This is a genomic window from Bradyrhizobium sp. USDA 4503 (genome assembly GCF_054055815.1).
Genome location: NZ_JBSRXS010000001.1, coordinates 7,508,744 through 7,531,056, shown reverse-complemented (window position 1 = coordinate 7,531,056; position 22,313 = coordinate 7,508,744). Strand labels below are relative to the sequence as shown.

The window sequence follows — 22,313 nt, the reverse complement described above, 5'->3', positions numbered from 1 at the left end:
TAGGAAGGTAGGCCTCGCCTCCATCGTCTTAGTTAGGGTTACGATCCAAGCAACACTGAAGCTGCTCGTCCAGCTGATCGGTCTATGATTGACCCTTTGATGCTGGGATCGTTCTCCTTCGAAGCCCACCTGTCCGGCCGATCAGCGGAGCCCGGGGCGACGGCGACAGCATTGCCTGAGCGCGCAACCGGGCAGAAACTACGAGCAACTTCGGATGCAACTAGATCAAGGACTTGTCCGCTCCATCATCCACAACCAACGCAACGGAACGCAAATCCAACAGCCCCATGCCGAGGCGAGAGGCTCCGACATTAAACACTGCGGCTTCATTCGACAGTCACCGATTTGGCGAGATTACGCGGCTGATCTACGTCGGCGCCTCTTACGAGGGCGGCATGGTAAGCCAAGAGCTGAAGCGGAATGGCATAGACCATCGACGTAAAGTTTGCGACCATCTCCGGCAGCACAATGGTCATGAGTGTGTCCAGCGTCGCTTCCAAAGCGCCCTTCGCATCGGTGATCAGGATGATCTTGCCGCCACGAGCCGCAACCTCTTGCATATTCGATACGGTCTTCTCGAAGAGCTCGTCGTAAGGCGCAATCATCACCACCGGCACGGCCTCATCGATCAAGGCGATCGGTCCGTGCTTGAGCTCGCCGGCGGCATAACCTTCTGAGTGGATATAGGAAATTTCCTTCAACTTGAGTGCGCCTTCCAACGCCAGGGGGGCCGACGTGCCACGGCCGAGATAGAGCACGTCCCTCGAGTTGGCGATATCACCCGCGAGCTTTTCGATCTGCGGTTCGGTCAACAGCGCCGCAGCAATCAACCGCGGCACTTCGATGAGCTCGCGCACGAGCTTCGATTCATGGATCTCTGACAGCTTACCGCGCTCTCTTCCTGCTGCGACGGCAAGCACCGCCAATACCATCAGCTGGCAGATGAATGCCTTCGTAGAAGCGACGCCTATTTCTGGCCCCGCCAGCGTCGGCAGCACGGATTCGCTCTCGCGCGCAATCGTCGACGTAGGGACGTTGACCACAGATATCGTGTGCAGGTCCTGGCTCTTGGCGTATCGCAACGCAGCTAGTGTGTCAGCGGTTTCGCCGGACTGCGAGATGACAATCGCGAGATCGCCCTGACGCAAAGGCGCCTCCCTGTAGCGGAACTCGGAGGCTACATCGATCTCGACAGGCAAGCGAGCCAACCGCTCGAACCAGTATTTGGCGATGTGACCGGCATAGTTTGCCGTTCCGCATGCGGTAATCGAGATGCGCTGAATGGAGTTAAAATCGAACGGCAATGTGAGCGGCAGGGCTACGCGCTCGCCTGCGCTATCAAGATAATGCGCCAGTGTTTTGCAGGCCACTCTCGGCTGCTCGTGGATTTCCTTGGCCATGAAATGGCGATAGTTCTCTTTATCCACAAGGAGTGACGATACGCCAGGCTTTGATGTCTCCCGCTGGACGACGGAGCCGTCTGCGCCATAGATCACGCAGATCGCGCGGGTAAGGACGGCCCAGTCGCCGTCTTCAAGATAGGTAATGGTGTCGGTCAACGGCGCGAGCGCGATCGCGTCCGATCCTAGGTACACTTCGCCGTTGCCATGTCCGATCGCGAGGGGCGATCCCTTGCGCGCACCGATCATAAGGTCGTCGTGGGCCTTGAAGAGGAATGCAAGCGCGAAGGCTCCGCGCAGCCGCGGGAGCGATGATTGTACTGCATCCTGCGGCGAGTAGCCATTCTTGAGATAAGATTCGACGAGATGCGCCACCACCTCCGTGTCCGTCTCTGAGCGGAAGTTGGCCCCATCCCGCTCCAACTCGGCTCGCAACTCGCGGAAGTTTTCAATGATCCCGTTATGAACGACCGCGACATTTTCCGTCGCATGCGGATGAGCATTGCTCTCGGTCGGTTTTCCATGAGTCGCCCAGCGGGTATGACCGATACCGGCATGACCCTCGGGCGGACAATAGCGCAGCCGCTCCTCAAGGTTTCTCAACTTACCTTCAGCCCGCCGGAGCTCGATACGTAGCCCTTCGAGCGTCGCGAGGCCTGCGGAGTCGTAGCCACGATATTCCAATCGCTTAAGCGAAGCGACCAACTGCCCGACGACCGGACCACGCCCCAAGATGCCGACAATTCCACACATATCGATTAATGCCGCCCAAGTTCAAAGAGCCCGACGTCCCCGACAGGAAATCTGGTCATGAAATTCGCTTTCGACAAAAACTGACTTTCGCTGGATAGCGACGATGGCGTCATTGCCGAACGAGGCCGCCGCAAGGATACGTCGTGCAAGTCGTGTGGTGTCACCTTACAACGTCCTGCTCTCGCATTCACGCAACCGTTCTAGGGTTTGTCGCGCTGGTGTAATAGGCTCATCAGCCTCTGACGGTTTCCAGCTATGTTGGTCGGGATGAGACTAATTGATTGCCACCGAAGCTCCATTGTACGAACGTAAGCTTTCGATATCGAACTTGTTCGAAGAACTATACCAACGTTTGCTGCATTCTCACATTTCGTGCTCGCGTCGACCATCCGCCGCTTACGACAACGGGCCGTCAGCAGAAGAGCGATGATCATCGTCGATGATCCTGCCGCCCAGACTATGGGTTCCGTTCAGAAGAAGGATCGGGGCATTTTGTAGAGCTAATGTTGTTGATGCGCGGGCTTCGCCGTGCTCTGGCTTACGTGCCAGAGTTCAGACGAATGCATCGACTACCGCGGCTTGAGCAAGTCACCCTCTTGCGCCATCGCCACACCGAACGAATGCACGCACCCAATGAAAGATAGAGAACACGGACTTTCGGACTTTCGGCCTCTCTCATTGACGTATGCACATAACGGGGTTCGCCATCTGCGATGGTTCGTTGGTTTTCATTTTGAAGCTCGATGGTATTCCCCCTCCAGCACGATATAAATCAATGTATATGGTGTGCATTCCGGCACGATGTGTATGACTAGATCTAACGATCGGCTTCCTCTGATTGCGGGTGAAGTGCGCCGGCGGATTTCTCGAGAAGCCCGTTTCGCAAAGGACGATTCGAAGGGAAGCTTTCTTTCCAGCGTAGCTAAGAGAGACCATGGCGGCTCAGGATTCGAAGCGGCGCGTTGCGCTGATCACCGGCATCACCGGACAGGACGGTGCGTATCTCGCCGAATATCTGCTCGGTCTCGGCTATACCGTGCACGGGATCAAGCGTCGCTCGTCCTCGTTCAACACGGCGCGCGTCGATCATCTCTACCAGGACCCGCATGCCGGCAACGTGCCGTTCCTGATGCACTACGGCGACATGACCGATTCGACCAATCTGATCCGCTTGATGCAGCAGATCCGGCCGACCGAGATCTACAACCTCGCGGCCCAGAGCCACGTCCAGGTCAGTTTCGAGAGCCCGGAATACACTGCCAATGCCGACGCCATCGGCGTGCTGCGCCTCTTGGAGGCGATCCGCATCCTCGGCATGGAGAAGGAGACGCGGTTCTACCAGGCCTCGACCTCGGAACTCTACGGGCTAGTGCAGGAGGTGCCGCAGAAGGAGACCACGCCGTTCTATCCGCGTTCGCCCTATGGCGTTGCCAAGCTCTACGGCTACTGGATCACGGTAAACTACCGCGAGGCCTACGGCATGTTTGCCAGCAACGGCATCCTGTTCAACCATGAGAGCCCGATCCGCGGCGAGACCTTCGTGACGCGCAAGATCACCCGCGCCATCGCCCGCATCGAGGTCGGCCTGGAGAGCAAGCTCTATCTCGGCAATCTCGATGCCAAGCGCGACTGGGGCCACGCCCGCGACTATGTCGAGGGCATGCACAAGATCCTGCAGGTGGATGAGCCCGGCGACTTCGTGCTCGCGACCGGCAAGACGCGCTCGGTCCGCGAGTTCGTCGAGCTGGCGTTCGCGGAGGTCGGCCGCAACATCGAATGGCGCGGCAAGGGCGCCGAGGAGGTCGGCGTCGACAAGGCGTCCGGCAACACCCTGGTTCAGATCGATCCGACCTATTTCCGTCCGACCGAGGTCGATCTCCTGATCGGTGATGCCAGCAAGGCGCGCGCCAAGCTCGGCTGGACGCCGAAGACGCCGTTTGCGCAACTGGTGAAGGAAATGGTCGAAAGCGATCTCGTCGAGGCCAGGCAGGATGCGGCCAATGGCAAGCACGGCGTTTGAACTGAGGGGCAAGACGGTTTTCGTCGCCGGCCATCGCGGCATGGTCGGCTCGGCGCTGATGCGCCGGCTGGCGCGCGAACAGGCTGATCTCCTGACGGTGTCGCGCAGCGAGGTCGATCTGCGCGACCAGGCCGCGGTCAACGCCTGGTTTGCCGCCAAGCGGCCGCAGGCCGTCTTCCTCGCCGCCGCCAAGGTCGGCGGCATCGTCGCCAACAACACGCTGCGCGCCGAATTCCTCTACGATAATCTGGCGATCTCGACCAATGTGATCCAGGCGGCGCACGCCAATGGCTGCGAGAAGCTGATGTTCTTCGGCTCGTCCTGCATCTATCCGCGCCTCGCACCGCAGCCGCTGCACGAGGACTCGATGCTGACCGGCCCGCTGGAGCCGACCAACGAGCCCTATGCGATCGCCAAGATCGCCGGCATCAAGATGGCCGAGGCCTATCGCAGCCAGTACGGCGCCGATTTCATCAGCGTGATGCCGACCAACCTCTACGGTCCCGGCGACAATTATCATCCCGAATACAGCCACGTCGTCGCCGCGCTGATCCGCCGCTTCCACGAGGCCAAGGTCTCGGGCGCTACCAACGTCGTGGTGTGGGGCACCGGCACGCCACGCCGCGAATTCCTCTATGTCGACGATCTCGCCGACGCCTGCATCCATCTGATGAAGACCTATTCCTCCCCTGAACTGGTCAATATCGGCACCGGCGAAGATATCACCATCGCCGAGTTCGCCCTGTTGGTCGCGGCCGCCATCGGCTTTCGCGGCGAGATCAGCTTCGACACCTCGCGCCCGGACGGCACGCCGCGCAAGTTGCTCGACGTCAGCCGACTGGGCAGGCTCGGCTGGCGCGCCCAGACCTCACTGCAGGAGGGCATTCAGTTGGCGTATCGGGCGTATCTCGCCGACAGCAGATGGACGGCCAGAGTGACCGCGTGTCCCGACAAGCGGGCGCAGGGCCGATCCCAGAATACTCGGCGGTGAATGTCCCAACATAGCCGGGCTAACCGATCACGCAGATAATCAACCTCGCCGCGCGGTCAACCCAGTTCGTTAACAACAACGCTCGGTGGGACGCCCAACGCCGCGTGATCCGGTATGTCAAAGCTGCGGCTCAGCCAGCCGACTTGCAGGGACAGAGGCATGATCGACGTGCTGTTCCACAGCCATCAAGTTGCGAGCTATCGACGGTCGGCACGAACGCCGCCTTGCGACCGGTCATTAGCTCGACGCGCGTCGCTATTCCCTCTGAGCCGACGCTTAGAGAGACTCTGCCATCACCATCCGCGCCGACAGCGTCGCGATGCACATGAGCACGCCTAACATCGCGAACGCTAACGGCAAGCCGACCATGTGTGCGACGAGCCCGATGCTGGCGGGACCGACCAGTATACCCGCATACCCGGCTGTGGTGATGACTGCAATCGCAACGCCTACGGGCATCACTCTCTGTTTGCCGGCGCGTCGACACAGTACGGGTACAACATTTGAAACACCCAATCCAATAAGCACGAACCCCGCCATGGCAATCAACGCAATCGGCGCGACCACCACGGCCAAGAAGCCGGTCAAAATTGGCACGGTCCCGAGCATCAATGTGGTACGCTCGCCGAGCCGAGCTACCATGGTATCTCCGCTGAGACGGCCTGCGGCCATCGCAATTGAGAAGAGCATACAACCAAGGCCGCCGTGCGCCTCTGCGAGGAGGCCTTGCCCAACGAGAAGCAAAGCGCTCCAATCAAGCATTGCACCTTCGACGAGAAAGGTGACAGCCGCGAGTACGGCTACCAGCAACACACTGCGATTGGGCAAGACAAACAACGGTTCCTGCGGTCTCAAACTCATGGCGAGCAGCCGCGGCCATGCTGACATAATCGCGATCATCATTAGGGCCGAACAGATCAACGTCGAGATAAGCGGTCCACGCTGCAGCGAAAGGAACGAGGTCACCGCGGCAGAGCCGGTGAATTCGCCAATGCTGTACTGGGCGTGGAAGCCGGACATCAATGGACGTCCTGTGACGTGCTCCAATTCGATCGCATGAATATTCATGGCTACGTCGATCGAACCAAGTGAAACACCGAAAGCAAACAGCATGGCACCAAGGCTGAGAGGTGTGCCGGCAACTGCAAGCCACGGCAGGATGAGCGAGATGCCAAGCCCACCCGCGATGATGATGGGCTTGCTGCCGTAGCGCGCATTCGACACACTGGTCAAAAGCATAGCGATGACGGACCCCGCTCCGAGACAGAGCAGCAGAAGACCGAGCACGCGGTTATCCACCCCAAGCCGCTCCTTCGCGAGCGGCACCAAAGGCGCCCAGGCCGCGAGGCCGAAGCCGGCCACAAAAAATGCGAGCCGCGTCCCGAGCAGGCCCGCAGACCAATTGGCAGATGGTATCACAGGCACTCCTGAGAGAACGGCTCGCGAGCGCGGCGCACCTCATCCCGTGCGCTACGCCTGCAAGCGGCCCGAAGCTCGATGATGACGGCCTCAAGTTGACAATCTTCATCTCTGCAAATGCTATGCCGTCGCAAAACGGGCCCAAGTCCTGGCGCGCGAACGTCAAATGAGAGTAATTGTCGATCACCATCCGGCGTGTCGCGCAATCTTTCTTGGATAAACCAGCCCTACGAGTGACAATCGTCTTTGCTGGTACCCGACGGAGCGCAAAGCTCAAGGATCCTTGTCGGAAAACATACAAAGCCCAGCGCCCCCTTCCATGCGCTGATTCACCTCGAACACGGTCGTCAGTTTTTATGACATCCCTTTTCAGCCAATCCGGAAGCTCTCATCATAAGCAACGACACTGGTTGCAAGATCAATACAACGCGCATCACCAGAGCGGGCTTCCAGATCAACACCTAGCTTTATTCGGCACTGTCGCGGAGGCCAAGGCCCCCTTCATTCGTGCGGCGTGCGCGACGCCTCGGGCCGTGCATCTGGCTTCTGCGCAAGCGCTTCCGTCAGCCCAATGATCTCAGCGAATTGCCATCTCGTTATCTGGCAGAGATTGCGCCGAGTGCGACGATGGTAGAAGCTGAGCAGGCTGAACGTGTGCGCGGGGATCTCTGGGACGAGCTGGGACGTAATTAAGTCCCCGCTGATGACGAAAAAGACCTCTCCGCCGATAAAGCCGCCGGGGACGATTGAGCCTTAGTGAAAGGCGATGACCGATAGGATGGCGGTCGCGCGCAAGCCGTCAATGCCGGTCCAATACTTGTGAGATTCCTTTTATTCCCGGCTTCAGGCTGGTGATCCCCTACGCCGTGCCAAATGTCTTCGCATTTCGGGTGATCCGGTCTTTCAAGGTTAGTGTGCACTGGCGAAGATCACCACCATTTCGAGTGGAACGGCAAGAACATCAGCCTCCAAATGTTCTGGGCTTTCCTCTGATATTGGATATCTGGCTCGTGCGCTGTGTTGTCTTTGGAGCAATCAGCTGGATGTCCATGTCGTTCTCGTCGACACCGAAAGGGGCAGCGCGGCGCCGCCAGCACATCAATTCAATTAGCTCCGCGATCGCTTGGCCAGGTCCAGGACGGGTGCCTTCGACATCAAGGGCCCGCTGGCATCGTTCAAGCGCTTATACCCGCACCTTGCCGAGGTCGCCGTTCTGACCAGCTCGAACGGCGCGTGGTAAGGAACGAGTATAGCAACCAAAGATCGATCAATATCGTCGCGGCCATCACGCTATAAGCCCATGCGCTCTGCACTAGATTGAGCTCGATCAGAACCCGTGACAAACCGAAGCCCACGATCCAAGCATCGAAGCTCATGCAGATGCGTCGAAATATCTCCGGATCAAGTCGGCGAATGACGTAGGATCCCAGCGGGATGCCGAGCACAACGCTGGGTACTAAGACATGGAGAAGACTGCCGCTTTCGGAAATGAACAGACCGAGCTTGTAATAGACGAAAGCGGTCACGCTCGATTCCGCCACGCGCACCAGGGCAAGGCCGGCGCGAAATTCGTTTTTGACCAGGCCCTGATTGTTAAACAGCATCGCCAAGGGCGGGCCGGAGATAGTCGTCACCGAATAGAGGATGCCCAGCATCGATCCGAATGGCAGACCGATCAGCCAGCTTGCTTCGATAGGGCGGCGCCAACCGGCGGCTTGCAGCAGGATCAAGGGAAGAATGATCGTGTAGGTGGCGAATTTGATCCAGCCTGGCTGCAGTGAAGCCAATGCATAGCCGCCAAGCGCAATGCCCGGCAAGAGCCCAACCAAGATGGGAAACACGCGTCTCCAAACCGCCGGTACGCCCTTCAAATTGATGAGGAGCACGTAGACGTTGACGAAGACTTCGACGATGACGATGGCAGGATTGAGAATGCGATTGGTGTAGAAAACCAGCGCAAGCGGCACAGTGAGCGACGAAAAACCGTAGCCAATGGCTCCGTTTACGAAAGCCGCAAAACACGTCGTTGCGGCCAGGAACCAGATAGAAGCATCAAACCCAGGCATTTCCTTAACTTTCTCACGCCAGAGCGCGTCCAATCCCGCCAGGGAATCAGGCGTAAACATTGGTCTTCAAGATTGCGAAAGATTCTGACCACTCGCTTACGAGCTCCGGCCGCCTTGATAATGGCGACGGCCGTGGTCAAGTGCAGAGCTTCTACATTCGCTCCCTGTTACGGGCTGCAGTTGTGCAACAATAAGCGGCGCTGTACTCCCCGCTACCTAACTAAATCACCCAGCCATGCGCCTCAGTTTGCTCAACCAATGGCCTTCGTATCGAAATCGCAACAGCGTCAGCATCCGTATAAGTGCGGACAACCAGTTCTCCAATCCCACAGAATTGCACTTGCGGTAGCACCCTAAGGCGGATCAGACCGGAGTTCATCTCTTTCAGCTAGCAATTCAACGCGGCCAGACGAAAGAAAGCAAATTCTCTTTCAAGAGCAATTTGGATGATAGAAAAGCTGTCTTCTGCTCGAGAACGCATTAATTCTCTCCGCGCGCGGCGCGGTGGGCCAACGTTCGGCTGCGGTGAACATGCGGCAATTCATCGTGGCGAAGCAACAGCGGATTGTTGACGTGTTCTTCGAGAGCCCGATGCGCGGCAACCTCGGCGGCAATGGCGCGAAGATCTCGATGCAACGGAGCGTTACGCCCCTCCTGAGGCTCCGCCGTTCACGACGCCGACACCTTGAAATGATCTTCTTTCCCCTCTATGAGGCAGTCCTTTGCCGCGGGCGAACGACGGGTCGAGAGGAGCGCCGCCACGAGAGACCGTCCTTTGGTCCCGCCCCGAATTTCGGGCAGCATTACCACGTTTGGCAAGAAACGTCCCTACCGAGAGCAGTAATCAGTCAATCCGGCCTGATCCTGGCGTTATTGCTCGGCCGGCTGGGCCTCGGCAGCGCTGGTGAGGTCGAACTTGGCGCCCTTCTTCGCGTGACCGGCACTCGCATCGACACGGTGATCGGAGGCGATCGCGACATAGACCGCCGGCAGGACGAAGAGCGTGAACAGCGTGCCGATAGACATGCCCGCGACGAGCACCAGCCCAATCGAGAAGCGGCTCGCGGCGCCAGCTCCTGTTGCCGCCAACAAAGGTACCACGCCTGTGACCATCGCCGCCGTCGTCATCAAGATTGGACGAAGTCGGACGCGAGCCGCCATCTCTATCGCCGAGCGACTGTCAAGTCTCTCCTTGAGCTGCAGCTCGTTGGCGAACTCAACCATCAGGATCCCGTGCTTGGAAATTAAACCGACCAGCGTCAGCAACCCGACCTGAGTGTAGATGTTCATCGTCGCCCAGCCAAAGAATAGTGGTATCAAGGCGCCGACAATTGCCATGGGTACACTGATCATAATAATGAGGGGATCGCGCAGACTTTCGAACTGCGCCGCAAGCACCAAGAATATGACGATCAGTGCAAATGCGAAGGTGATGGCAAGTTGGTCACCCTCGTGCACATATTGCCGCGCGTCGGCAAGGAAGTCGTGGCTGAAACCCGCCGGCAGCTTCTTTGCCTCTGCTTCCAAAAAGTCCACGGCTTGACCGATCGTGACCCCAGGCATCGGCACGGCCTGAAAGGTCGCGCAGTTGAGCTGGTTGTAGTGGGTGAGCGCGTTCGGATCAGTCGCAGTCTCGACCGAGACGACGGTAGATAGCGGAAGCATCGAGCCCGTCGCAGTCTTTACATAGTAGTTCCCAATCGCTTCCGGGGCCATGCGTTTCTCGCGCGGCACCTGCGGGATCACCTGGTAGGAGCGGCCCTGCAGATTGAAGCGATTGATGTAGTTTCCGCCAAGTAGGGTGGCGAGCGCGTCGCCGATATTCTGCATGGTGATGCCAAGATCGTTGGCCTTGGACCGATCGACCTTGATTCGCACCACCGGCTGGTTGAATTCGAGGTCAGAGTCGCTAACGATGAACAGACCGCTCTTGCGCGCGGCGTCCTTCAGTTTCGACATCTGCTCATAGACGGATTGGAAGCCAAGCGTCGAATTGATCACCATCTGAACGGGCAGGCCGTCCGATCCGCCCGGAAGCGCCGGTAAGCTAAAAGCAAATGCGTTAATGCCTTCGATTTTCGACAGCTCAGCTTGAACAAGGGACCTAAGCACGATCGATGATCGCTTGCGCTCGTCCCATGGCTTCAGCAACATTCCGGCCATGCCTGATTGCGAGCCGCCACTTCCGTTGAGCACGAAGCTCAAATCGGTCTCGGAAAACTTCCGGAATGCCTTTTCGAGCTTGGCACCGTAATAGTCGAGATAGTCGATATTGGCATATTTCGGCGCCTTCGTGAGTGCGAATACGATACCTTGATCCTCCTCGGGTGCAAGTTCCTTAGAGGTATGCACATAGAGAAAGCCGACAAGGCCCAGCATGGTCAGCGCAAACAGCCAGGTAATTGGGCGATAGTCGAGCGAGCGATCAAGCTTGCGGCCGTACCAGCATGTCATGGCAGCGAACACGCGGTTCGCGGATCTTGCAAACCGCCCCTCCCCGGCGCTCTTTAGAAAGACCGAGCACATCATCGGCGACAGCGTCAAAGCGATCACGCCAGACACGATCACCGCCCCGGCCAGCGTGAACGCGAACTCGCGGAACAGCGCACCGGTGAGGCCACCGAGAAAGCCGATGGGGGCGTATACGGCCGCCAACGTAATCGTCATGGAGACAACGGGGACCACGATCTCGCGCGCTCCCCTCGTGGCGGCCTGCAGGGGCGGCGCCCCTTCCTCTAGATGACGATGGATGTTCTCCACCACGACGATCGCGTCGTCGACCACAAGACCTATCGCGAGCACCATCGCAAGCAGGGTCAGGAGGTTGAATGAGAACCCCAGCGCCAGCATCAAGCTGCAGACGCCAACGAGCGACAGCGGAATGGTGACGACGGGAATGACGACCGATCGCAGCGAGGCCAGGAACAGGAAGATCACCACCACCACGATCACGATGGCCTCGATGAGCGTCTTCTCCACTTCATCGATCGACGATTGGATGAATTTCGTTGAATCGTAGGCCACTTTCATCTTGAGCGATGGCGGCAGGTTACGCTCCATTTCTGGAAACAGCGCGCGAACACCTCGCACTATGTTCAGCGGATTGCCTTGTGGACCCGCCTGCACGCCGATGACGACCGCGTGCTCGCCGTTCATGACGGCACTGACGTCTGTCGTCTGTGCGGCAAGCTCGACTGTCGCAATGTCCTCAATGCGCACAAAGCCACCATCATTGGCTTTAACGATCATGCGCTTGAAGTCATCTACACTCCGTAGGTCGGTATTTGCCGTGACGTCGGAGATAGTGAAATATCCCTTGGTCTGGCCGGCCGCCGCCTGGAAGTTATTGGCGGCGATTGCAGCCGAAACATCAGCCGGCGAGACGCCGCGCCCTGCCATTTTCGCCGTATCGAGCCATAGCCGCATCGCAAAACTTTGGCCGCCCAGGATGTCTGCCGCGGCGACGCCGTCAACGGTTGACATAACCGGTTGCACGACGCGCGAGAGATAGTCAGAAATCGCGCTGGCCGTCAGTTCCTCGCTGGAGAAAGCGATATACATGACAGCGGTGGCCTGACCCGTTGCCTTAGTGACGACTGGATCGTTTGATTCCTTCGGGATTAAATATTTGATTGAGTTGACCTTAGAAAGCACCTCGGTGAGCGCCTCGTTGGGATCGAAATTCAGCTTTATGTGGACTTGGATCGTCGACGTACCGAGTACCGATGAGGAAGTGATGTAGTCGACGCCCTCGGCGGAAGCGACGGCCTGCTCCAGTGGAGCGGTGATGAACCCCTGGATCATGTCGGCGGAGGCGCCAGGATAGGAAGTCGTGATATTGACGACCGTATTGGACAGCTTGGGATACTGCCGGATCGGCAGAACGGCGGCCGCGCGAAGTCCGATCAGCAGGATCAGGAGACTGAGGACGACGGACAGCACCGGGCGTTTGATGAAAAGTTCGGTAAATGCCATCTCGACTCGCATTCAAGGTAACGCAAATTCGCGAGCAGGTCGCGCTGCCCGCGGCTAATGCGCGTAAAATTTGGGAGCTGGAAACGCCTGATCCAAAGGCACACGCTCCCAAGCAGGGAGCTCAGTGCTGCGCTTCTTACATCTTGGTTGCTTGGATGAACATCGGCCCTACCCTTCTCATCACTGACCGCGACCTCGAATTGCGGGAGCACTTCCCAAGTTAAACATCCATGTCTTTTTTGCGCCTAAGCAGCCTGCGAGCCGCCTCGAGACGTGGAATTGGGCTCACCTGTTTTCATGTAGTTTCGTCCTCAGACCTTGATGGAACGCAACCACTTCCAGCAAGGAATCAAGCCAGCTCAAGGCTTCGCTTCGATCGCTCGTTCGAATGATCCGGCTTCGATGTCGAAAGTAGAAACGATCTGATGGATGCTCAACTCTACAAAGGTGAGTGGGTAATATAGGATGGGCTGTCAAACCTATACCAAGGTTTTGTCAAAACGGAACGCTGAAGCCTCATCGCCCGCCTCAACACCAGTGAAGAGCTCGCTAGGTTGGAAAACCGTATCTTTTGACTCGGCTCCGGCGCGGCCTGCTAATTCTACGCACGTCGCGCGCCTTCATAACGACACATGATAACTGCGCCAAAGCAGGCCTTCGGACCGAATTCACGCTTCGAGCTACAGAACGGGAAAGGAACGTATGCGGAGAAGTCCGAAGCCCGGGCGCGGAAGTGTGACTGAACCTTGCGGGAGCGACAGACAACCTGTAACGATGCCAGCATGCCGCGCCGCCGCCTTTTAGTGGCGGGGCCTGTAGCTCAATGGTTAGAGCCAACCGCTCATAACGGTTTGGTTGCAGGTTCGAGTCCTGCCGGGCCCACCAATTTCGTTAATAATATGTTGGTCCACTTTAAGAACGACTCGCTTGGGCTATAAGAGCGACTCGATTCCGGGCTCTAAGAACGACTCGATTTTGTAAGTCATTGCCAGATCACCTCAAATCGGAAGAAAATCTCGAACCCAAACATTAACGCTGCGCTGCTTTCACCGTGAGTACGGTGCGCGATTTCGCTGAGATCGCAACTATGGTCAGCGGCCCCTGGGCCGTCGGCTAGTCCGACGGCGCCGATCGGGATGCGAGGATGGTATTGCCGCCGGTGGTGGTGGTGCTGCTGCTGGTAGTGCTGGAGATGATGATGCCGGTGACGATGCCGATGCCGTGGCGATCATCATCGACATGCCGACGAGCAGCAGCACCATGCTGATCATGCGGCGCCGATGATCGGCGCCTGCTAGGCGGTTTCTCTGGGTCCCATTCGTACATTTCGACGATGATGATCATCGTCGCGTCGCTGGCATTTCCGGCGCCTACTCTCGAGCGGCATCCAACTCGGCCAGCCGCTCCAATGCCTGGTCTATTGACCGGTCGTCTGCCTCGGTCTGCGCGCGCGCGACGTCGCGGTCCAATTGGTAGACCAGATCCGCAAGATCCCGGTCGTTCAATGAGGGTACCAGATCAAAGGCCTCATGCTCGATCACCAAAAGCGGGACACCGTCTTCACCGTAAAGCTTGAACGCTTCGGCCGTCTGCGTCGGCAGCCACCGTTCGTAGTCCCGCAACGGGACGCGGAACGCGCCGTCGTATTTCCTGAGAGCAAGGCGGTTGCTCAGCAGACCTTGATAGTCCTCGTTCCGTCGAGCCCGAGCCCGCGTCTGGCGGGCCCGTTCGTAAACCGCGCGTCTGGCTGCGCGAAGAGCGTCCATCTCCGCCGCGGCGGCATTGCTGGCGAACGCCACCCCACCGCCCTTCGCGGTTCGCACCAGAAAGCCTTGTTTCTCGGATAGGCGGCCTTTGTAGCCCTTTTTGACCGGGCAAGCCTGCCAGACGTCTACGACGGTAAGCGAGGCCGGTCCTCGAAGAATTTGGGACGGCACCCTCTTCAAGCTCAACGGATGATATTCAAGAACAGAATGCAATCCAGTGTCGTAGACGGCGGTTAGCCAGTCCCGATGAACGGGCAGAACGTCGCGGTTGAACATTGCACAAGCTTCTTTGTGATCGTCGACGACCTGCACGTTCCACCCTCCGACCCTGGATGGCATCACCTGCCTGACCAGCGCCGCAAACCTTTCATCAGCCAATCTCGGCATCCGTCGCCCCCTCGCTTTGTGCCGTTTCTGCTCTCGCTTTGGCTTCCAGAAGATTAAGTCGAGGCCGCCGACGGCGATGCCGACGGGGCAACCGTCGCTTCTTCGTCAACGAATCCTTGAAAGCTCCAGGCATCAATCGTCTCGAAAAGCGACGGATTATTTTCGACGACATGTACCGGTGTCATTTCTCACCGCGACGCCTTCAATCTTAACGATCCGCGCGGGACGCCACCGGTCTCCGCGTCCACCCTTTCAGGGCCGCACGTTTTGACCACGCTTCATATCGCCGACGTGCTTTCCTCGCTCGCGTCTTGCAGGATGCGGTCATAGAATCTTCGGCAGCAGGAGTGCCGACGATGAGAGCCACCGATATCGCAGCCTACTTTGTGAAGAAGATCGCCAAGCCGATTCAGTTTGATCTTGTTTGTGGAAGCGACCACCGCTTCTATGCGATCGAGCCGACTGCAGTCGAAGACGACGTCATCCATGTGCTGGTTTCGCTGAAATACGAGATGTCGGGGCTCGAGAAGCGGAAGCGGGACGAGTATCTCGGGGCAGTCGCGATCCCCTTTTGTGATGGCGACACCGTGGAAAGCGTCTTCGATACGGCGATCGCAGTCGCCGCCTTTGGGGAACGAAGTGAAAAGACCCACACCGGCGGAGACGACGACAACCGAATCCGCCGGGCCTACGCAAAGTACGTGGAGCGTTCAGAAGCGCAATCAGCCCGACCGCGGATCTAGATGGGCAGCACCAAGCTCAGGGGTTAGCCAGGGAAGGCCTCGGAACGTTGCCGGGATCTAGAACCGGGCTCATCTCCTCGATTTTTGCATCGATCTTACTAAGAACAGCGGCCGGAACGACTTCCCGTTCTGGGAGCTGCCACCAATGGTCGTTCACCAACGATACGACCTCCTCGACGGCCGAGATGACCGCCGGTTCAGGTAGCCGGGCGCGATTGGCGAACTTTCGCCAGCGGTCCGGAGTAAGCGCTTTGAAGGATTTCTCTCCTCCCAAAGAGAGCGCCATATCGTCCTTCGGAAAATAAGCGGTGGTTGATAGGACGTCGTACACGGGGCCGATGGCCGGAGTGCAACCATCACCTGGATATATTGTTGACCAGTTCTTCAAGTGCATGTCGCCGTTGCCGACGAGCGCGGCAAGTGCCAGTCGGCGAACGAATTCGAGTGCGGCGTCGGTCGAAACCGCGACATTCAGCGCGGAGGCGATGTCGTGGTATGATGCGTCATCGTATTTTTGGGATGGCTGCCGGCCAAAGATCTGAGCGAAGTCTTCGATGTGAATTCGAGTACCTTTGGGCCCACGGTCGAACCGCTTCACCAGCAAGACCTTGCCGGTCGATAGCGTATTGAATTCTTCGGGAATTCCCTCGAAGTCGGATTTTTCGACAAGCTCGCGTTCCGGCACATCCATTCCGAGGACCTCGGACAGCGCCAAAATGGCGAATTCGTTTTCTGACAATCCGACAAGATTGGTCGAGGGGAATTTTGCGATGTACTGACCTTGCCCGTCGCCGATAGGCAAAGTCAATCCGCCACCCTTGCCCGTGTTTTTCATCACGGAGAGCTTCATCTGAACTCCCGCCAAGGAAAACCGCGCTTTGATCTCACGTGGATTGTCTTGTACGGCTGTCGTGGTGCTGCCGTCGCTCGGCACGACGCGCACTGCACCTGGCAGGTCTTCGCCAAGCGCCGCCAGGAGGTCGAAATCGTTTCCTTGCCTCACTGCTCCCGCGTGGTGCTTTTCCATCGCCTCGCGAAGCTTGTCCTCGGGCAACATATTCGCGAAGAACGCGGGCAGCATGTGCGCTGCGGGCTTCGGATCCTTGCGAAGACCACCATCGGCGGAGCGGAGCGAGAGGCTTAGTATCGGGGGCTTCGCCATAGCTCGATAGGCCGGATCGAGACTGAAGGCGTTGAAATCGCCCGGCGTACGCACAACCGTTCCGACCTTGAGGTCTTTAAGGAACACGTCCAGCGACTGAATGGTGTTAGGGGCGCGGACCCGGGTGCTCATCATCATCATCCATTTCGGTGGTGAACGCTGGTCGGTCCTCGTCTTCGGACGGCCGAAGGAGTGCGTTGACGCCGGGCACCATGGCCTGTGGGATCAGCATTAGCTCCATGCCGAGGGCGCGCGCGACGTTGATCAGCGTGGTCGCCCGCGCAGCGGCGTTGCCCTGCTCAATATCGCGGTAACGTGGCCGGGAAATACCCGCTCGTTCGGCCACCTGCTCTTGAGTCAGGCCCGCTTGCTTTCTTGCATCCCGGAGGAGGCGTCCTAGTTGTTGGGTTGCTTCCGAGTTCCGTTCCATGATCTGTTTACGTATCTTTTTTCTTTTATAAGATACGAGAAGGTATCATTTCTTGTCACCCTCGTCAAGGACCGGATCTGTTTACGTATCATTTAACAATGAAATGATCCTCAAACGTATCTTCTAGGCCAAAGCACGGTTCCCTAAAGCAATCTGCGACCAGCGCGGGGCGAACCGCGGCGTCCGTATGGACTTCCACGGCTCCCGCCGCCCCGCCAAAACGGCTGTAGAGCAAAGTCTCCGACGGCGCCGGCGACACGCCAAAATCAAGGAATTTTTTCATATTTTTTTCAAGTGCAGGCAATGCGTCCGCCACAGGTAGTTTTGCAGATCCACGCTGGTTACCTACGCCGGTAGTTTAACTCCGGTCAGCTCGCCCAACTTATCGATGAGTTCGTCCTGAAAGCTCGGATCAGTCGCCTGATTCGCCGGCTCCTGTTGCCGGAGTTGATGCCAGTAGCGGCCGCTAACTAGCGCGGCCGGATCGTCGCTCACGGCCAGCCAGGCTTGCGTCTTCTGAGCCGTTTCGACATCTACCGGGGCGCCCGCGCCGCCCATCTTCGTGCGCGCCCAGCCTGGATCGACCGCGTTGCTTAGGACGCGCGGCCAGCGTCGCGCCAGCGCGGACGCCAGCGCAACGAGGTGCAGCTTGCTCTCTGCGTAGGCCCTGGCCGAATCCCAAGACCTTTTCGTCCAATCGAGGTCGTCCAACGAGCCTTCCCCGCCACGATGCAGCCCGCTGCTGAGATAGACCAGTCTAGCGGGGCGCTCGATCAGTGCCGTCAGCAAGTAGGGTGCAAGAGTATTGATCGCCAGCGTTCCAGCATGGCCTTCCGGGGTCGAACCACGACTCCGCTGTGTGTAGACGCCCGCGTTATGGATGACCGCATCCATGCGCCCGATCGCATTCACTTGGTCCGCGATGCCTTTCGTCTCGACGCCGCTCTGCAGATCCCTCCACCGAACTGTCGTGGAGATCGTTCGGACCATTGGACGTCTTAATGACATTCGAGCTTCCGATGATGTATTCGGAATTGCTTGGAGCCTCGACGATCACCAGCGACTTTTCCTGAAAGGCCCTCAGCACTTCTCCGCTTGACTTCCTGAGCGCACGCCCTGGGATCTCCTTCAGGACGTCTGGGTTATCGAGGCTATCAATGAGACGGGCCTTCTCGTCTTCGGGCAAAAGGCCCTTTGTCCGCTCGTAGTCGCCTATCGCAGTTTCGACCCGGGAGCGGAAGGTTTCGGGCTTCAGAACTCGCGCGTGCATATCGGGCACGCGCCGCCACTGCTCATAGATGAAATGATCTAGGAGCCGACGGCTCCGGGCCGAAAGTACCGGACTTCCTCCCTCATCGAGCTTCTGCTCAATTCGATCGAAAAGCTCATTCGCCGCTCCTCGAGGCGGCTGTATCGCTCCTCAAGGGAAAAGTCCCGTTCGCCATCTGCATTTGCCGGCGAATACAGATAACGTTGGTGCAGGATGTTTTTTCGGAGTCGAAGGCCGGATCAGATTGTCGTCCAACCTTTTATCATGGAAAAAGAACTTGCCATCTGGGCGCGCGAAGCGCTTTGAAAGCATTTCGGGAATGAAGTGCTGCTTCCTCGTCGTGTTCATCAGATCCTTAGCGTCCATTCTCAGACCGTTGCGACTAGCCCTCTTCGATCCACGCATATGACGCCCAGCAACCGCCTCCGGGCATCGATGGAACGCTAAACTCATGCGACGCAACTGCCGCCATCGGCCGATGCTGGGAAGCCGGTGCCTCCCCTCATCAAAAGTCGAAAGACAGTTGACCGGGTGCCGATCGGTAGTGAGAACAAACCTGTTCCAACTTCCCGAATCTCCACCGGAGATACGCGTTTACAAAAACTGACTTCCGACTGGCGCTATGACTTCGCATAGCTCTGCCTCCTCTGTTGCGCGGAAAAGACAACCCGCAGGCTCGCTCCTTGTACGCGGAGCCCGGACCGATTGAGCCTCCAGCCTTGCGGCTAGATCACAGAAGAGATGCCGATGGCGGCAGACCGAGACTACCCTCACAGGGGAGCCCCGGACCGATGAGAATCGGCGAGTCGTGACTACTCGGCAAGTCGCGATTCTTGAAATTCACCATTTGCCACGTTGGGCGAAGGACCAAATCTATCTGTTTGGTACAGCACCCAAGGTGGACACTCGAAGATGCCGTCGAGGCATCGGAAGGGTGGATGACGGTCAACTTGCGTCGTCCACGAGACGGTTTAAAGCGTCAGTCGGCAGGGTCCATCGTCTCCACTCAGGGTCCTCTGTCGCACCGACACCGCGGTAAAACGATTGCGCCGGCGCATTGTCGGTCAGCACGAACCAGCAGAAGCGCTCGTGACCCGTTTTACGAGCATGCAGCGCCATCTGGCGCATAAGCCTTCGGCCAATACCCGTGCCTCGATACTCGGGATCGATATAGAGCCACTTCATCATCAAAAGGGGCTGCAAAGTATGCATGAATGGGATCTCGTAGTGGACCGCCATTCCGGCGAGTGCCCCTGCGTCTGCAACGTAAGCGCCGAACTCGGGCCGCTCACCGAAGCCACGGCGAAGCAACTCCGCTTCGCTGAGCGCGAAGTTCTGACCACGCTCAAAACTGACGATCGCATGCATTAGCCGAAGCAATTCCGGAACGTCGCTCTCGACCATTGGCCGTATCGCAATTGTGTTCGTTCTACCGTGGCTTGTCGGCTGCTCCATGTAGCGCGTACCTTTTCCTCGGCTGATGGACGGAGGGATCACTTTTATGCGGTATCGCTCTCCGCGGCCAGCCGAGATGATAGTTCACGTCCGAATCTAGCCACTCGCAAGATATCGCCATGCCGCAAAGCTTTGTCGCTGTGGGAGTAATGCGGCTGTAGTCCGCGTCCCCACCGGTGCGTACGCGGCCTATCATTGGTTGTTGCAGCCTTATGGTGGCAACGAATAATAGGCCCATCAAACGTAGAAACTACTGTACCATCCCTGGGATCAGCAGACACCTTGATCGACCGTTCGCGTGGCCGAACTAGCAAGCCGACGCTTGCATCCCGCTGTAGAGGCCTTTGACTGCCGGCCGGGCGCCAAACGTCACGCAACACGCCTGCAGTCCTTGGTCCGAAACAAGGGCGGGCTGCGACCGACGGCGCCGCAGCCCGCATAGGCTTGCGCTACGGGATCAATGGACGATGACGTCCAGCTTCTTAAACCCGCGCAGTGTGTTGTTTATGGCTCGTTCGCTGGATCTGATCTCAAAACGCTTCACTCTCTTGGCAAGCGCAGTCAGCAATGCTGCCATCTCCATGCGAGCCAGGTTTATCCCGATGCATGAGTGTTCACCGTGGCCAAAGGCCAGTTGGCCGGACACTCCCTCTCGACGTACGTCGAACCGGCCCGGATCCACCCATCTCCGCTCATCACGATTGGCGGAGCCGTAAAGCACGATAACACGCGATTCTTGCGGAATCGCCATGTCGTCGAACGAGTGCTCTTGCACAGCAAACCGTGAGAATCCTTGGATCGGCGACTCCATCCGAATCACTTCGCTGATCGCGTTGGGAATCAGCGTCGAATCCTCCCTGATGAGATCCCATTGATCGGGATTATTGGCGAATAGCCAAATCGCACTGGAGGTCGCAAAGATCGTTGTATCGAGGAAAGGCTCCACATAAGACAGCGCCATGAGGCTCGCTTGCTCCTTGGGTATTTCTCCTCGATCCGCCGCATCGTGCAACATCTCGGCCCAACTGCCTGGCTTGAGCTTTCCGCGCCCCTCGGCAATGAACTGTGCGAGCGCGAGATGAGTTGCCGTCGCGAAGGACGGCGACAGACACGCTGCAGCTTCCCCAAACCGCGATTTTAGATCATCTGGGACTACCAAGAAGCCGAGGTTCAGGGACGGTTTCAGCGTCTTGCTGAAACTCCCGATGTGAATGCCTTTTCCGTAGCCGTCTTCAGACGCGAGTGCCGGCCGGGCACGCCCCACTAGCTGAAGTTCGCTCAGATAATCATCTTCGATGATCCAGCGGTCACCATACGTGGCCCATTTGAGTAGCTGGCTCCGCCTTTCCTTAGACATAGTAACTCCAGTTGGGGCGTGCTGGCCTGGTGTCACGAGGCCTATAACCTCCCGCTTGGTTGCATCTCCCACCTCTATCGCAATATCGCTGCACGCGGTCCCGGCGTGATCTCCAAGGTCGGGCTGAAGACTTTCGTGGATCCGCGCCTCGAGGGCGGCAAACTGAACGAGAAGACCACCGAAGATCTCGTCGAACTGATGCGGATCAATGACGAGGAGTGGCTTCGCTACAAGTCCTTCCCGATCAACGTAGCGTTGCTGCGGGGCACGACGGCCGATCCGGCGGGGAACATCACCATGGAGCGGGAGGCGCTTACGCTCGACAATTTGGCGATGGCAATGGCCGCGAAGAATTCTCGCGGCTTCGTCATCGTGCAGGTGGAGCGGATCGCCGCCAGTAACTCGCTCAATCCGCGGGAAGTGCAGATTCCGGGCATCCTCGTCGACTGTGTCGTCGCCGACGCTATCCATGCCGCTGGTGACTCGTTCTGCCCTCCAGAAGCTTAAGCTGGAACGCCGCCCGCGATCCTGACGGAATGCTCGTTCGAGTCTTCCTCAACGAATCCTTGGGAAATCGCCAGAGCCGAGGTCTCGAAGGCAACGGATTCTTTCCCATTAAACGAACCGGCCCCGCCCTTCGCCGGAACGTTTCAAATTGTAGCGATCGTTCGCGGCACTCGTTCACCGCCGCCGGCCAATCCTCGAAGCACACGCGAGAGCTTCTCCCGCGCACGAAGAAACTTTGCCGCAGGCGACGTGCCTGGCCGGCGACAAAAATGGAAGTGCGACGTGTCCTCGGCCCCCTCAAGCATCTGCAGGCGGAAACTGCCTTATCGGGACTGCCACGTAATCGTCTCAGGACCGGAAGATCCGGCGGGCCCGGGCACCGTCACCTGTATCGACGTCGAGACCGGCACGTTCGTCGGTAACGCGCGGATCGCCGATCGGGACGATCGTCCGATCGGGGACGAGGAAGTCACGCGGATGGTCGGGGGAGCGTACCGATTGGCCTCGATCGCGGTGGATTTGGAGACGGATCTCCTGTCTCGCCGCAGCAGGCGCATTTCGGATATCCTGCGGACCCGCCGACGTCTCTGGCGTCGCCGCTGCCACGCCCGA

15 protein-coding genes, 1 tRNA gene and 1 pseudogene are annotated in these 22,313 nt (G+C 58.3%); 5 read left to right on the top strand and 12 right to left on the bottom strand.

Annotated elements, in window-relative coordinates; genetic code table 11:
- Positions 1 to 326: 326 nt before the first annotated feature.
- Positions 327 to 2,153 (bottom strand): glutamine--fructose-6-phosphate transaminase (isomerizing), encoded by a 1,827-nt coding sequence (gene glmS, locus ACVMIH_RS35780; protein WP_456864980.1) that lies wholly within the window; start codon positions 2,151 to 2,153, stop codon positions 327 to 329.
- Positions 2,154 to 3,087: 934 nt separating this feature from the next.
- Here glmS and gmd point away from each other — a divergent pair.
- Entirely contained in the window at positions 3,088 to 4,173 is a 1,086-nt protein-coding gene (gene gmd, locus ACVMIH_RS35775; RefSeq protein WP_456864978.1) for a GDP-mannose 4,6-dehydratase, read from the top strand.
- Positions 4,154 to 5,164: a GDP-L-fucose synthase gene (gene fcl, locus ACVMIH_RS35770; RefSeq protein ID WP_456864976.1), complete on the top strand. Its 1,011-nt coding sequence runs from the start codon at positions 4,154 to 4,156 to the stop codon at positions 5,162 to 5,164. The genes gmd and fcl overlap by 20 nt, the downstream gene beginning before the upstream one ends.
- 276 nt (positions 5,165 to 5,440) lie before the next feature.
- Here the strand turns inward: fcl and ACVMIH_RS35765 are convergent, their stop codons facing one another.
- The 3 genes from ACVMIH_RS35765 to ACVMIH_RS35755 form a co-directional block, all read right to left on the bottom strand.
- Positions 5,441 to 6,580: an MFS transporter gene (locus ACVMIH_RS35765; protein WP_456866610.1), complete on the bottom strand. Its 1,140-nt coding sequence runs from the start codon at positions 6,578 to 6,580 to the stop codon at positions 5,441 to 5,443.
- 1,178 nt (positions 6,581 to 7,758) lie between these two features.
- The gene (locus tag ACVMIH_RS35760; RefSeq protein WP_253624806.1) at positions 7,759 to 8,709 is read right to left on the bottom strand and encodes a sulfite exporter TauE/SafE family protein; all 951 of its coding nucleotides are present in this window, start codon (positions 8,707 to 8,709) and stop codon (positions 7,759 to 7,761) included.
- Positions 8,710 to 9,519: 810 nt separating this feature from the next.
- Positions 9,520 to 12,624, bottom strand: a complete 3,105-nt coding sequence (locus ACVMIH_RS35755; RefSeq protein WP_456864974.1) for an efflux RND transporter permease subunit — start codon at positions 12,622 to 12,624, stop codon at positions 9,520 to 9,522.
- Between the two features lie 809 nt (positions 12,625 to 13,433).
- Here ACVMIH_RS35755 and ACVMIH_RS35750 point away from each other — a divergent pair.
- Positions 13,434 to 13,509 (top strand) — tRNA-Ile (locus ACVMIH_RS35750).
- 228 nt (positions 13,510 to 13,737) lie between these two features.
- Here the strand turns inward: ACVMIH_RS35750 and ACVMIH_RS35745 are convergent.
- Both ACVMIH_RS35745 and ACVMIH_RS35740 read right to left on the bottom strand, forming a co-directional pair.
- Positions 13,738 to 13,968: a hypothetical protein gene (locus tag ACVMIH_RS35745; RefSeq protein WP_253624808.1), complete on the bottom strand. Its 231-nt coding sequence runs from the start codon at positions 13,966 to 13,968 to the stop codon at positions 13,738 to 13,740.
- Positions 13,969 to 13,994: 26 nt separating this feature from the next.
- Entirely contained in the window at positions 13,995 to 14,702 is a 708-nt protein-coding gene (locus ACVMIH_RS35740; protein ID WP_456864972.1) for a hypothetical protein, read from the bottom strand.
- Between the two features lie 431 nt (positions 14,703 to 15,133).
- Here ACVMIH_RS35740 and ACVMIH_RS35735 point away from each other — a divergent pair, with 431 nt between their 5' ends.
- A complete protein-coding gene (locus ACVMIH_RS35735; protein ID WP_456828112.1) occupies positions 15,134 to 15,520 on the top strand; it encodes a hypothetical protein in 387 nt (128 codons plus the stop codon).
- A 16-nt stretch (positions 15,521 to 15,536) separates the two neighbouring features.
- Here the strand turns inward: ACVMIH_RS35735 and ACVMIH_RS35730 are convergent, their stop codons facing one another.
- From ACVMIH_RS35730 to ACVMIH_RS35705, 6 genes are all read right to left on the bottom strand, one after another.
- The gene (locus ACVMIH_RS35730; RefSeq protein WP_456864970.1) at positions 15,537 to 16,814 is read right to left on the bottom strand and encodes a type II toxin-antitoxin system HipA family toxin; all 1,278 of its coding nucleotides are present in this window, start codon (positions 16,812 to 16,814) and stop codon (positions 15,537 to 15,539) included.
- Positions 16,789 to 17,112 (bottom strand): helix-turn-helix domain-containing protein, encoded by a 324-nt coding sequence (locus tag ACVMIH_RS35725; RefSeq protein WP_456864968.1) that lies wholly within the window; start codon positions 17,110 to 17,112, stop codon positions 16,789 to 16,791. Before ACVMIH_RS35725 ends, ACVMIH_RS35730 begins: the two co-directional genes overlap by 26 nt.
- An 88-nt stretch (positions 17,113 to 17,200) precedes the next feature.
- Positions 17,201 to 17,428, bottom strand: coding sequence for a hypothetical protein (locus tag ACVMIH_RS35720; RefSeq protein ID WP_456864966.1), 228 nt, complete (start codon positions 17,426 to 17,428; stop codon positions 17,201 to 17,203).
- A gap of 29 nt (positions 17,429 to 17,457) precedes the next feature.
- The gene (locus ACVMIH_RS35715) at positions 17,458 to 18,102 is read right to left on the bottom strand and encodes an SDR family oxidoreductase (protein WP_456864964.1); all 645 of its coding nucleotides are present in this window, start codon (positions 18,100 to 18,102) and stop codon (positions 17,458 to 17,460) included.
- A 1,225-nt stretch (positions 18,103 to 19,327) separates the two neighbouring features.
- Positions 19,328 to 19,786 carry an N-acetyltransferase family protein gene (locus ACVMIH_RS35710; RefSeq protein WP_456864962.1) on the bottom strand — a complete coding sequence of 153 codons (459 nt, stop codon included), beginning with the start codon at positions 19,784 to 19,786 and terminating at the stop codon, positions 19,328 to 19,330.
- 508 nt (positions 19,787 to 20,294) lie between these two features.
- A complete protein-coding gene (locus ACVMIH_RS35705; RefSeq protein ID WP_456864961.1) occupies positions 20,295 to 21,194 on the bottom strand; it encodes a cytochrome P450 in 900 nt (299 codons plus the stop codon).
- A gap of 36 nt (positions 21,195 to 21,230) precedes the next feature.
- Between ACVMIH_RS35705 and ACVMIH_RS35700 the strand changes: the two are divergent.
- Positions 21,231 to 21,650, top strand: a pseudogene (locus tag ACVMIH_RS35700) (CoA-transferase); the annotation flags it as partial.
- Between the last annotated feature and the right edge of the window lie 663 nt (positions 21,651 to 22,313).